The organism is Methylogaea oryzae (assembly GCF_019669985.1).
GTDB lineage: Bacteria > Pseudomonadota > Gammaproteobacteria > Methylococcales > Methylococcaceae > Methylogaea > Methylogaea oryzae.
The window spans coordinates 2,527,464-2,540,423 of sequence record NZ_AP019782.1 but is presented as its reverse complement, the minus strand read 5'-3'; the positions used below and the strand labels follow the sequence as shown (position 1 = coordinate 2,540,423).

Genomic DNA, 12,960 nt, shown 5'->3' with positions numbered 1-12,960 from the left:
CGCCATGATCGTTTTGTTGGACGCGGGCAATAGCCGCATCAAGTGGGGCCGGCTGGAAGGGCAGGGCTTGCGTCCCGGCGCGCCCGTGCCGACCCAAGGCGCTTTCGAAGCCGCCTTGGCCTCGGCCTGGGAAGGCATGGGCGAACCGAGCCGGGTGGTGGCGTCCAACGTCGCCGGCGCGGAATGGGGCCGGCGGCTGGATCGTTGGCTGCGCGCTCGCTTCGGCATCGGCGCGGAATTCGTCGCTTCCCGCGCCCAGGGGTACGGCGTTACCAACGGCTACCGGGATCCCGCCCGTTTGGGCGTCGACCGTTGGGTGGCCTTGGTGGGGTTGCGGCACGGCCGGCAAGGCGCGGCCTGTGTGGTGGATGTGGGCACGGCCGCCACTTTCGACGTGCTGGACGGCGCGGGACTGCACCGGGGCGGCGCCATCATGCCCGGGCTGGAACTGATGGGGCGCAGCCTGGTGGCGAATACCGTGCAAATCACCGACGCCGAAGCGGCGGACGCGGGCTGGCTGGGCGACAATACCGGCGCCGCCATCCGTTGCGGCTCGCTCAATGCGGTGGCCGGCATGGCGGAGCGTTTGCGGAGCCGCGCGTGCCGCGAGCTGGGAGAATCGGTGGCGGGCGTGCTGACCGGTGGCGGCGCGGCGGAGGTCGCGGCTTGTTTGGACGGCGATTGGCGTGTGGAGCCGGACTTGTTATTGCGAGGTTTGGCGGTTATTGCGGGAGAGGCGGAGTGAAACACATATTGTTGTTATTGTTGCTGGCCAACGGGGTGTTTTTTCTGTGGGAAAAATACGTGCGTCCCGGCATGGACGCCCTGCCCGCGGAAGAGCAAAGCGCCGACAAGCTGGACAATATCGTTCTGGTGAGCGAACTGCCGCCGACGCCCCAGGTGGTGGCGCGGGAGCCCTTGGCGACGCCTCCCCGCGAAACGGCCGGCAAGGCTGCGCCGGGACCCGGTTTGACCCCCGGCGAGCTGAGTTTGCCCTTGCCGCCGGCCGCCCCTGCCGAAGCCAAGGCCGAGGCGGCGGCAAAGCCGCCGTCGCCGCCTCCGGCCGGGAAAACCCTGGAAGTGGTGGAAGGCGCACCGGCGGCGCCGGACAAACCCATGCCCAAGGTCGAGGCGCCTCATGTCGCCGCCGCGGTGCCCGCGCATCCGCAAAAGCCGGAGCCCGCCGCGACGCAGCCATCGGCGAAGCCGCCCGTTACGGCGCCGCAAACGCCGCCGACCGCCGCCATGCCTAAACCACCGGAGGCCAAGCAGCCGGTCCAAGCGCTGGCCCAGGCTCCTGGGGCAGCGCCCAAACCGGAATCCGCGGCCGCCGTGCCGGCGGAGGCGCCCAAGCCTAACCCCAAGCAAGCCGCCGCGCCGGAGGCGGCGATCCCGACCATTCCGCCGGCGCCCAAAAAGCCGGAGGTCGCCCCGGTGGAGGCGCCGGCCAAACCGGTGGCTCCCGTGGCGGAAGCGCCGAAACTTGCCGCCCCCAAGCCGGCTGCGGCGCCGCAGCCGGCGCCCGTCGATCCGTCGGCGGCGCTGAAAAAACCGGAAATCGTGCCGGGGGATGCGGCGGCAAAACCCGCCGCCGCGCCCGGCGCGGACAAACTGCCGCTGAAAACCGCCGCCGCGGCCAAGCAGGAAGCCGTGGATGCCGCGGCCGAAGCGGCCAAGGCCAAAGCGAAGCCCGCCGCCGCCGTCGCGCCGGCGGCGCTGAAAAAACAAGAGGCCGCAGTGGCCGAAGTCCCGGCGAAGCCGGCCATCGTTCCGCCGCCGCCGGCGGTCGTTGCCCCGCCGAAGAAAGAGGAAAAACCGCCGGCCAAGGCCGCCGCTCCCCTCAAGCACGAGACGGCGGAGACGCCCGCCGCCCCCGAGGCCGCCAAGGCGAAGGCCAAAGCGGGCGTTGCGCCGGAAGCGACGGCGGATGCCGCGTCGCCGCCCAAAAAGCCGGAAGCCGTCGCGGAAGCCTCGGCTAAGCCGGCGGTCGCGCCGCCGCCGGCCGCCGCGGCGGCGCCGAAAGCGGAGGCCCAGCCTCCGTCGAAAGCCGCCGCGCAGCCCAAGCCGGAAGGGTCGGACGCCGCCGCCGATGCGGCCAAGTCCAAGGGAAAGCCGGTCGCCAATGCCAAGCCGGACAAGCCCGAGGCTGCGCCGCCCGCCGTGCCGGCTCAGCCCAAGCGGCCGGAGCCGCAGGCGGCCGCCGCGCCGCCCAAGGCGGAGCAGCCCGCCGCGGCCCAATGCCGCCGTATCGGCCCGCTGTCCAGCGCCGCCGACGCCCAGGCCTTGGGCCAGCACCTGGCCGCCGGAGCGGAAGGCGCCAGCGTGGAGCACAAATCCGGCAAGGCGGAAATCGGCTATTGGGTGTTGTCGCCCGCCGCCACGGTGGAAGCCGCCCGCGCCAACAAGCGCCAACTGGCGGAAAAAGGCGTCGCCGATACCGTGGTGGTGAACGAAGGCGAGCACGCCCTCGGCGTATCCCTGGGGTATTTCAAGGACAAGAACCGCGCCGATAAGCTGCGCGCCGAGGCCCAGGCCAAGGGCATCGAGGCGGTGGTGAAGCCGCGCACCGGCCAGCGCGAGGAGTATTGGCTCAAGCTGCAACCCAAATCGTCCGCCGCCGTGTCCAACCAGCTGCGCGCCTGGCAGACCGAGCATCCCGAGTCCGCGGCGCGGGACAACGCCTGCCCATGAGCCTGCGTTTCCGCCTCAACCTGATGATCGGCCTGACCCTGTTGGCCATCGTCGGGGCGGGCGGCTTGCTGGCCTTGCACAACGCCCGCCGTTCGGTGGAGGAAGAGGTCGGCTCGTCCGTGCGCTTGGCCTTGCAATTGGTGGAGGCGGAACTGCAAGAACAGGGCGCGGCCGTCGACAGCGACCGCTGGCTGGCACGGCTGGCGCGGCTGGAATCGGCGCGCCATTTACGCATCCAGGTGGAGCAGGAGGGCCGCTGGCAGCGTTTGGCCCTCGCCTCGCCGCCGCCCGCCGAGCGCGTTCCCGCATGGTTCCGCTGGGCGGTGGAGCCGCCCGCCCAAGGCGTGGAACGGCGCGTGGAGCAGGCCAACGGTTTGGCGGCGCGCATCCTCATCGAAGCCGACCCCGGCGCGGAAATGGGCGAAGCCTGGCGCGAGGCGCGAGGCTTTATCCAGCTCATGACGGTGCTGGCGACGGCGGTGCTGGCCTTGGTCTACGTGACGCTGGGACGGGCGTTCAATGCCGTCAACACCATCCTGGACGGCTTGCAGCACATGGAAAACGGCGATTACGACCAGCGCCTGCCGGCCTTCTCCGTGCGGGAATTCAGCCGCATTTCCGACGCGTTCAACCACGCCGTCGAATCCCTCGGCAAAGCCCGCGCGCAAACCCAGCGCAGCGAAGCGGAAAACCGCCGTCTCACGCGCCGCCTGCTGCAAGTGCAGGAGGACGAGCGCCGCGCCGTGGTGCGCGAGCTGCACGACGAGCTGGGCCAGTCCCTCAGCGCCATGAAAGCCTTGGCGGTGTCCCTGCGGCAGCTGAGTCCGGAAGGCAAGCCGCGCGACATCGCCGTGTCGCTGGTGTCCCTCTGCGACCGCTTGTTCCCGGTGGTGCGGGGCATGATGCAGCGCATGCGGCCCTTGATGCTGGAAGAGCTGGGATTGAAAGCCGCCTTGGAGGATTTGCTGGACGGCTGGCGCAGCCGTTGCCCGAATATCCGCTGGAGGCTGGAGTGCGACGCGGTGGCGGACGACTTGCCCGAGCCGTTGCAGATCAACTTGTTCCGCATCGTCCAGGAGGCGTTGAGCAACGCCGTCAAGCATGCCGATCCGGCCAACGTGCGGGTGGCGTTGACCGTCTCGCCCGAGCAGGTGCGCCTGACCGTATCCGACGACGGCCGCGGTTACGATGCGCCCAACACGCCTTGCGGCATGGGCCTGAGCGGCATGCGCGAGCGGGTGCACGGTCTGGACGGGGAGTTTCGGATGGAAAGCGAACCAGGCCGGGGCGCGCGACTGGAGGCGCTGTTGCCGCTCGCCGCCGGCTGAGCCGCTTATCCCGAAATAGCGCGATCCAAGCGCCGGTAGCCGATGGCTTCGCCGAGATGGTTGACGGCGATGGTTTCGCTGCCGGCCAAGTCGGCGATGGTGCGCGCGACTTTAAGGATGCGGTGGTAGGCGCGGTGGGACAGCCCGAGCTTGTCCATGGCTTGCTCCATCAGCTTTTGCCCGTCTCCGTCCAAGGCGCAATGGCGTTTGATTTCCGCGACGCCGAGTTGGGCGTTGGCCGTGCCGCTGCGCGCCCGGGCGACGCGGCGCGCCCGCTCCACCCGCGCCCGCACGGCGGCGCTGCTTTCCTCGCCGCCGGGCTGGCCTTGCCGCAACACGGCGTGGGGCACGCGCGGCACTTCCACGTGCAGGTCTATCCTGTCCAGCAAAGGGCCGGAAATGCGCGCCCGGTAGCGTTGCACTTGTTCGGCGGTGCAATGGCAGCGGCCGGAGGCATCGCCCAAATAGCCGCAGGGACAAGGGTTCATGGCCGCCAACAACTGGAAGTTCGCCGGGAATTCCGCCCGGTTGGCGGCGCGGGAGATGACGATGCGGCCGGATTCCAAGGGTTCGCGCAGCACCTCCAGCACTTTGCGGTCGAATTCCGGCAGCTCGTCCAAAAATAAAACGCCTCCATGGGCTAAGGAAATCTCCCCCGGTTTGGGCACGCCGCCGCTGTCAGTTGCAGAAATAAATGCGACAATGCGATTCAAGAAACAATAGCTTACGCTATTGTTTCTTGAAATAGCTGCGACGTTTTTCATGGAATAGTTGCGACGGGGTACGGAATGAACGGAAATAGCTGCGACTCCATCGCACCTCGCCAGATGCGGAAGATACGCCCGACGCGCCGGAGCGTGTCGGGAGTGTATGCATTTCGGGGTGAGACCCCATCGAGCATGAATCCACGCTGGAGCGCGACTTCCTCATTTGCAAGGAGTTCTGCCTTGCTGTCCTCGATGTGATTCCTCAACCGTGCCAGATACCGTTTGCCGGCAAGAACGGACAGACCTATACCTACACGCCGGATTTTCTTGTGTACTACCGGCTAGGCAACTGCGAATACGGTGACTACCCAAAGCCGGTTCTGGTCGAGGTCAAGCCGCGGAAGGAATGGCGCAAGCATTGGCGCGAATGGATGCCGAAATGGAAGGCGGCATGGCGTCATGCTCAGGAACAGGGGTGGGAGTTCCACGTCTATGATGAGTCCCGTATCCGTGGCCAAGCTCTGGAGAACATTCGGTTTCTGGAGCGTTACAAGCAGATGCAATTTCCGGTTGAGGAAAGCCGCTGGGTTATCGAGAACCTGCGGCAAATGGGGTCTGCGCCGTTCCATTACCTCCTGGCTCGGCATTTCATGGGCCTATATCGGGCCGAGGGCATTGCCCACATCTGGCACCTGCTGGCGTCCCGTCAGCTTGATTGCGACATCTCCCGTCCGCTGAACGACTTCATCGAGCTATGGGTGCCGACCGATGAGTGAAGACGGCAACGATTTCGAGCTTCCAAATGACGCCTTTGAACCGGTTCGCCAGCGGGTCGATGTTCAAGTGGGCAACTTCGTTCGAAGCGGGGATACGGTCTATCGCATCGCGCAGGTCCTGGATTTCGAATCGGTCGTTGCCGTTGGCGTTGAGAGCGGCCGAAGTGTTCCGTTGCGCATCGGCGACCTACGCCCTGTCGATGCCAAGGGCGCCAAGCCATTGGCGGCAGACATATCGACGATTGCCGATGAGGACTGGAAGGTTGCAGAACAACGTTTTGCAGCTATCAAACCGTTGGCCAACGAACTCTATCTAGGCCGTCATCAAGTCGAAGCCCGCTCCAAGGAGGTGGGGGTTGATGCCGCCACTCTCTACCGCTGGCTCAAGCGCTACAAGGCATACGGCGCCGTTTCGGCGTTGATTCCCCAAAGGCGCGGCTGGAAAACAGGCAAGAGCCGCATTCCAGTATTTGCCGAGGAAGTCATCGAGGAAGTCATTCGCGACTTCTATCTGACGCCACAACGTCCCACGGCTCAGAAAGCCGTCATGGAGGTGTTTCGCCGATGTGAACAACGGGGTATCGAGGCGCCGAGTGCGGCTACGATCCGGTCGCGACTGAACAGGGTGACGGAGAAACAGCGACTGAGGGGACGCGGCTTTAAAGAGAAGGCCAAGAACAAGTTCCTTCCAGCCGCCGGAAGTTTCCCCAACGCCGACTATCCGTTGGCGGTGGTGCAGATAGACCACACTCCCGCCGACATCATCCTGGTGGACGATGTGTACCGGCGGCCCATCGGCCGTCCGTGGATTACGCTGTCCATGGACGTTTACAGCCGCATGGTGACGGGCTACTACCTCTCCTTCGATCCACCTTCCGAGACGTCGGTGGCGATGTGCGTAACCCATTCGGTTTTGCCAAAGGACGAATGGCTTCTGTTGCACAAGGTCGATGCCCAATGGCCGGTATGGGGCTTTCCCAAGACCATTCATGTCGATAACGGTGCCGACTTCCGTTCCAACAACTTCCAGCAATCATGCCTGATGTACGGCATCAACCTTGAGTTCAGGCCGGTCAAGCAGCCACGCTATGGTGGCCATATCGAACGTGTGCTGGGCACGCTGCTCAAGGAAATTCACGATTTGCCGGGAACGACCTTCTCTTCGATCAGGGAAAAGGACGAGTACAACCCGGAGAAACACGCCGCCATGACCAAATCGGAGTTCGAGACATGGCTGGTGACGCTCATTTGCAAGGTCTATCACCAGCGCTTGCATTCCGGTATCGGCATGTCGCCGCTCAAGAAGTGGGAGATCGGGATCTTCGGAAATGCTGAAGTACAGGGCACCGGTATTCCGCCGCGCCCTGCCAATCGCCTAACTGTACTTTTGGATTTCCTGCCCGCATTCCGGCGCACCGTGCAGACGTTCGGCGTGACCATCGACGGCATGAGCTATTACGCCGAAGCCTTGCGTCCATGGATCAATGCGGAAGACCCGGATGCGCGGGACAAGAAGCGCGAGTTCATATTCCGCCGCGATCCAAGGGACATCAGCGCGGTCTGGTTCTTCGATCCCGCATTGCAGCAATACTTCAAAGTGCCGTTCGCCGATCAATCTCTGCCGTCGATGAGCATTTGGGAATATCAACAGGCGCGTGAGACGCTCAAGCGAGAAGGCAAAAAGAGCGTCAACGAACACCAGATTCTCCATGCCATCACGGAGTTGCGTAGTCGCGTGGATGAGGCGAAGGAGAAGACCAAGAAGGCCCGCCGTCAGGCGCAGCGGCGTACGGAGCATGAGAAGAAGGTATCGCCGGCAGCACCCATGCCGGCCGAGCCACTGAAACCCAGCGCACCTTTGCTTGCGCCGGTTACTGGTCTTGTTGAGGGGGACATCGACGCCTTCGGAGACATTGCATGAGCGGTTACGAGCATATCCATCCGGATTTTCGGCACATCATGTCGTTGTCCGACAAGGAACGCCTACAGTTCATGGATCAGCCCCGCTGGATTGGCTATCACTCCGCTAAGCAGATCATGGACACCCTGCAGGGCCTCTTGCACAAGCCCGAGCGTCCGCGCATGCCCAATCTTCTGATCGTTGGCGATCCCAATAATGGCAAAACGACCATCGTTCGGCGTTTCCGCGATCTGTGCGGGCAAGGTTACGTCAACGAGGACGCCGAACCGGTGAAGCCGATCATCCTGGCGGAGGCTCCACCTAGCGCCGACGAAAAGGGGTTGTACATCTCCATCCTTGAGCGGTTCTATGCGCCTTATCGTGCGACCGATCCTGCATCCAAGCTGCGGTATCAGGTCATCCATCTTTTTCGGGCTTGCCATGTGAGCATGCTCATCATCGATGAGTTCCATTCGCTCCTGACCGGTTCGCCCATCAAGCAGCGGGAGGTAATGAACGCTATCAAGCTCCTGTGCAACGAGCTGGTCATTCCCATCGTCGGCGTCGGTACGCGAGAGGCCGTTCGGGTTCTCCATACCGATCCCCAGCACGCCAGCCGGTTTGAGGTAATGAGCCTGCCCTTGTGGGAACCGAACCAGGACTTCCAGCGCCTGTTGGCCGGTTTCGAGAAGGTGTTGCCCTTGAAGCAACCTTCAAAATTGCATCAACCGGAGCTCGCCAGTCTTTTGCATACAATTTCCGAGGGCAACATAGGCAACCTGCATCGGCTTATTGTTGAGTGCGCAAACGACGCAATCAAGACGGGCAGGGAGCAGATCGACAAAACGACCATAGAGAGCAAGGCATGGCTGCGGCCTACACGTGGCATCCGGGAAGTGATGGCGTAAATCCTCGCTGGGCCGTTCCGGTTCAGTTGCTTCCCGATGAGATCGTGTCCTCGTGGCTGGTAAGGGCCGCTCTGGCCCAGGGCTGCGATCCTTTGACGTTTACGGGGGAGATCTGGCCGAAATGGCGGATTTGGACGCTTGATGCCGACCGCACGATCTCAAGTGAGCGGGTGACGCTGCTTTCCCTCTTGTCCGGTATTTCCGTCGCAGCGTTCGAGGCGGCTACCCTCCAGCCGATTGCCAGCAGGATTTGGGGTGGACTGCCGCCCAAGAAAGCCACATGGCCATGGATTTTGGCGCTCGGGGCGCGTAACACCAAGCGGCACGGCGGCCTGCAATATTGTCCGTCGTGTCTTGCTGAAGACGCCAAGCCTTACTATCGGCTTCAATGGCGGCTTGCATGGCATACCGGTTGCCAGAAACATGGTTGTTTGCTGCTGGATCGTTGTCGTGCCTGCGGTGCGCCAGTGGAGCCCCATCGGCTCTTGGCGGAAGACCGGCATGTCGCTGTATGCGCGACGTGTAAGGCCGGCCTGGGCGAAGGCAGCCCGGTTCCTCAATCGCCGGATGCGCTGGCTCTACAGCGCTTGGCGGATGCCATTTCTCTCCAAGGGCATGGGGTGTTTCACGGGCAAACGCTCACTACCGCCGAATGGTTTGGGCTGGCGGATTTCTTCATTTCCCTGTGTCGGCGCCAAAATCGATACGGAACGGAAGCGATGCGCGGTGTCTTGAATCGCCTTGGTGCCCCATTACCAGACGGTTTGCCCGTGATGGCGGGGGCGGGAGTCGAGCGGCTGCTTGTCCATGACCGCGAAAAGCTGCTGGGATGTCTATGGCGTTTGATGGATGCGGGTGGGGATAGCCTAGCGACGGCTCTGAAGGAGGTGGGGGTTACTCGGCAGGGCTTTTGCAATCGAAGGGAACCACTGCCAAGCGTGCTTTCCTCCCTCGTCGACTCCCTGCCGGATCGTCCTGTTACCCGCAACAGAAAGCCAAGACAAGAAACAGGTGTTCCACGTTCACGCGACCAGGTCATGCGAATGATGGCTAAATTGCGCCGCAAGCTGGAGATGGTGCGGCGATGATTGAATTCGCTCCACCATCCTTTGTTGAGCATAGGTGCGATGAATGTGGCAAGACCGTAGCCAGGATATGGCGGGTCTACAAGGAACACAGGTATTGCGGTACGTGCTACGCCCGCGTATTCAAGCGGCGTATCTGCCCGAAATGCGGCAATTTCGCTAGGTTGCCGAAGGACGATCCTGCGGCGGTCTGTCGGTCGTGCCAAGTCGCCAAGCCATGCGCCCGATGCGGCAAAGGAAAGTACGAGGTCGGGAAAATCACTCCCTACGGCCCTGTGTGCAACGTCTGCGCACCGTATTTCGGTGAGGCAGAACCCTGTGAAGTTTGCGGAACGCTTTCCAAACGATTGGCCAGGGTTCTTCGCCTAGGGCATGACAAGCGACTATGTCCGAAGTGCGCCAGGGCGGATTACCGCACTTGCGAGGCATGTCGTCGACATCGGCTCCTTGAGCCGGCGCCGGATGGACACATGCTCTGCAAGGCATGTCGAGAAAAGGGTGACATCGCATGCCCTGTATGTGGTCAAGCTATGCCAGCCGGTCGCGGCAATCAATGCGAACCGTGCTATTGGCGTGGATTGTTGGATAAGCGAGTGGCGGTGGACTGCGCAACGTTCGCAGTGCCGCAAATGGCCGATTATTTCCGAGGTTTTGGGAAATGGCTTGCGGAAGAGGTCGGAGAAAATAAGGCAGCGATTACAGTGAATCGCTATTTGCCGTTCTTCCTGGATATCGAACAACGCTGGAAAACCATCCCGGACTATACCGCGTTGCTGGGCCACTTTGGTGCGCAGCGCCTACGCCGCGTGCTGCTGCCTGTGAGATGGATGCAGGCAAGTGACCTGGTGGTCACGGACGCTGTTGCAAGGGAGGAAGACTCCAACAGACGAAGGATTTCGGCAACTTTGGATAAGGTTGGTCATGGTTCGCAGGCATGGGCCATTTTGAATGGTTATCACAAGGTTTTGATGTCAGAGCTGGAGGATGAGAAAACGACCCTGCGTTCCATCAGGCTCGCCTTGACCCCCGCAGCAGCCTTGCTCCTCAAGGGCAAAGAGATGGAGCGGACACCTCCGGATCAGCTGGTGCTCGATGCTTATCTGGAAAACACTCCGGGCCAGCGAGCTGCGGTTTCCGGCTTTGTTCGGTATCTGAGGAATGTGCATGGTTCCGACATCGCGTTGCCAAAGGTCAACGAGATCAAGGTGAAGTCAAATCGGAAGAAGGCGCTTGAAGCGGAAATGTTGTTACTGATGCGGGAGCCTGGTGAAGGCGAAGCGTTCATTCGACGATGGGTGTCGGTGGCGCTGGCGTATTTCCATGGACTACCGAAGAAGGTCGGGCTTAGGGTGATTGGTGGCGATATCATCGCGAGTCCGGATGACGGGCTCATTGTGCGGTTGGATGGAAGACAATATTGGATTCCGAGGGTGGCGCCAGATGTGTAGCGTAATGCGGCAGCGATGCAAGGTGTGTAGTGGCCTGGTATGCCTCGTTGATACTGGCCACCGCGTGGTTGCGGCACATCGATGGGGCTTCCGGCGTTGTTGGATGCTTGCAATTCAACATAGACCTGGTAACCTGGCGTCATAGTAACTGGGCTTGGTAGAGCGAAGGAACGATGGCAACTTTTGTTGATTTATTCTGTGGCGGTGGTTTCGGTGCCAGGGGGGCCGTTCGAGGTGGAGGGCGTCCTTTGGTTGGACTGGACGCGTGGCACATGGCGACAAAGACGTACAAGGCCAATTTCCCTTGCGCGGAGGTTGTGACCGATTACATAGAAAACGTGGATATCAAAGGTCTAGGTCAAACCTACAGGCCAGACGTACTTCTAACATCACCGGAGTGTACGTCGCATTCAATAGCCAGAGGTGCAAAGCCAGGGTCTGAGCGCAGTCGGGAAACAGCTATTGGCATAGTGCCGTGGGTTGAGGCCATGGAGCCTCGCTGGTTGATCGTCGAGAACGTGAACAGAATGAAAAAATGGGATCGGCATAACGAGCTTGTCGAGACGATCGAAAATCTTGGTTACCAAGTCAGTGATCTGCACTTGAACTCAGCCGATTTCGGCTCTGCTCAAGCACGGAAACGGATGTTCCTGATTTGCGATCGGGAGGGGACCGTTGTCACGAAAGGGCAACTTCTGGCTTTTTCGGATGGGACTCGTATGTGCGCAAGGGATACCATAGACTGGGGGAGTTCCTATCGCTCTACAAAGCTATATAGCCCCGGGCGTGCCAAAGCAACGATTGAACGTGCAGAACGCGCAATTGCCCATCTCGGACGAGGTGTGCCGTTCATCATTGTCTATTACGGTTCCGACTATGGCGGTGGGTGGCAAACACTCGATGTTCCCCTGCGTACGGTAACGACCATTGACCGTTTCGGTTTGGTCACCTGGAATGGCAATGAGCCCTATCTTCGCATGTTGCAACCCAGTGAGCTGCTGAGAGCCATGGGGGGGGGTAATGAGCACAAGCTCCCATATGGGAGTCGGCGCGAGAAGGTGAAACTCTGTGGGAATGGCGTTTGCTCTGATGTGATGACTGCGATATTTCAATGGATCAATTTCAATAAAAATATTGGTATCCCGGCAACATGATTGGTTCCGGTGCGGATATGCCGCGAGACCGGTTACACATGATGTGTAGGAGTTCAGACTAGATCTGACAGTCGACCTTGCCGAGAGGCCGGGGTTAGCCGTGTTGATAGACGTGCGCTTGTGATTCCGCGAAGGCGCGGTGAAATACATTCGCTTCTTCATGCAAGTGGAGGAGATTGCAAACAATTTCCGAGTTCCTGCAGTCGACGCCTGTCGCGAAGACCATCGCACGCCAACATAGGAATAAGACTGACACTGGATCGGTGGATAGACGCGCGAAATGGGCGCGCTCAAGTGTATTGCGCTCATTCGGTTCGCGACGAACACGATCCCAGACCAAATTCATTGCGGTCTGGTCTGCGTGGATCAGGTGACTACTGATTCCATAGCCGTGTAGGAAGCTCTTGTACTTACGGAGGTCTAGTTGTCCGGCCTGGAAGTTTGTGAGCTCTCGGACAATTTCGGAGAACGACCACTTTTGCTTTAGTGCAGCGCGTTTGGCTTTTGGCCATCGCGCGCGAAGTTCTGCTTCCCTCTCAGGAGTCAAAATGACGCCTCCTACTAGCATGATGGTGTCGGCATCTGTGGATGACGCGATAGCAGCTTTGGCCTTCTCCGACCGCAGCAGGTCCTCAATCTCGTTTAGTTCTATGGTGTATTCCTCGATTCGACGATATCTCTCGTCTGAAGTGGCTATGCTGACAAAGATGAAGCGCGTTGCACATTCGAGTGCAGCGCGCATGATGATGTCGCAATCCCAAAGCTTCCCCTGCTGAAGCAAGACATTTAGCGACTGGCAACGCTCCGAATAGTAGTGCAGTTGGGTAGCAGCGAATTTGCTGTAGCGCTCGTCGATTGAGCGAGAGGCGTCTAGCACATGCCTCAGTTCGTCGCGGATTTGCGCATACACGAGTAGGGATGTATGGAGTAGGTGCTGCATATTGATGAGACCTAATATCAAAG

The 12,960-nt window shown here is 61.1% G+C and carries 11 protein-coding genes; 9 read left to right on the top strand and 2 right to left on the bottom strand.

What is annotated here, in order from left to right; genetic code table 11:
* The first annotated feature begins 4 nt into the window (after nt 1-4).
* The 3 genes from K5607_RS11085 to K5607_RS11075 are packed head-to-tail and all read left to right on the top strand — an operon-like array spanning nt 5 to nt 4,019.
* Nucleotides 5-745, top strand: a complete 741-nt coding sequence (locus tag K5607_RS11085; RefSeq protein ID WP_221047038.1) for a type III pantothenate kinase — start codon at nt 5-7, stop codon at nt 743-745.
* Nucleotides 742-2,691, top strand: a complete 1,950-nt coding sequence (locus K5607_RS11080; protein WP_221047037.1) for an SPOR domain-containing protein — start codon at nt 742-744, stop codon at nt 2,689-2,691. The genes K5607_RS11085 and K5607_RS11080 overlap by 4 nt, the downstream gene beginning before the upstream one ends.
* Entirely contained in the window at nt 2,688-4,019 is a 1,332-nt protein-coding gene (locus K5607_RS11075; RefSeq protein ID WP_221047036.1) for an ATP-binding protein, read from the top strand. The genes K5607_RS11080 and K5607_RS11075 overlap by 4 nt, the downstream gene beginning before the upstream one ends.
* A 5-nt stretch (nt 4,020-4,024) precedes the next feature.
* Here the strand turns inward: K5607_RS11075 and K5607_RS11070 are convergent, their stop codons facing one another.
* A complete protein-coding gene (locus K5607_RS11070) occupies nt 4,025-4,783 on the bottom strand; it encodes an ATP-binding protein (RefSeq protein ID WP_221047035.1) in 759 nt (252 codons plus the stop codon).
* 197 nt (nt 4,784-4,980) lie between these two features.
* Here K5607_RS11070 and K5607_RS11065 point away from each other — a divergent pair, with 197 nt between their 5' ends.
* The 6 genes from K5607_RS11065 to K5607_RS11040 all read left to right on the top strand — a co-directional run bounded on the left by K5607_RS11065 (nt 4,981) and on the right by K5607_RS11040 (nt 11,997).
* Entirely contained in the window at nt 4,981-5,502 is a 522-nt protein-coding gene (locus tag K5607_RS11065) for a TnsA endonuclease N-terminal domain-containing protein (protein ID WP_217994865.1), read from the top strand.
* Nucleotides 5,495-7,423 carry a Mu transposase C-terminal domain-containing protein gene (locus tag K5607_RS11060; protein ID WP_221047034.1) on the top strand — a complete coding sequence of 643 codons (1,929 nt, stop codon included), beginning with the start codon at nt 5,495-5,497 and terminating at the stop codon, nt 7,421-7,423. Before K5607_RS11065 ends, K5607_RS11060 begins: the two co-directional genes overlap by 8 nt.
* Nucleotides 7,420-8,310, top strand: coding sequence for a TniB family NTP-binding protein (locus K5607_RS11055; protein WP_221047033.1), 891 nt, complete (start codon nt 7,420-7,422; stop codon nt 8,308-8,310). The genes K5607_RS11060 and K5607_RS11055 overlap by 4 nt, the downstream gene beginning before the upstream one ends.
* Nucleotides 8,268-9,398 carry a TniQ family protein gene (locus K5607_RS11050; RefSeq protein ID WP_221047032.1) on the top strand — a complete coding sequence of 377 codons (1,131 nt, stop codon included), beginning with the start codon at nt 8,268-8,270 and terminating at the stop codon, nt 9,396-9,398. Before K5607_RS11055 ends, K5607_RS11050 begins: the two co-directional genes overlap by 43 nt.
* A 626-nt stretch (nt 9,399-10,024) precedes the next feature.
* The gene (locus tag K5607_RS18095; RefSeq protein ID WP_246598838.1) at nt 10,025-10,843 is read left to right on the top strand and encodes a hypothetical protein; all 819 of its coding nucleotides are present in this window, start codon (nt 10,025-10,027) and stop codon (nt 10,841-10,843) included.
* A 173-nt stretch (nt 10,844-11,016) separates the two neighbouring features.
* Nucleotides 11,017-11,997 (top strand): DNA cytosine methyltransferase, encoded by a 981-nt coding sequence (locus tag K5607_RS11040; RefSeq protein ID WP_054772938.1) that lies wholly within the window; start codon nt 11,017-11,019, stop codon nt 11,995-11,997.
* 94 nt (nt 11,998-12,091) lie between these two features.
* Here K5607_RS11040 and K5607_RS11035 read toward each other — a convergent pair whose 3' ends face one another.
* The gene (locus tag K5607_RS11035) at nt 12,092-12,907 is read right to left on the bottom strand and encodes a DUF5677 domain-containing protein (protein ID WP_156302310.1); all 816 of its coding nucleotides are present in this window, start codon (nt 12,905-12,907) and stop codon (nt 12,092-12,094) included.
* Nucleotides 12,908-12,960: the final 53 nt, after the last annotated feature.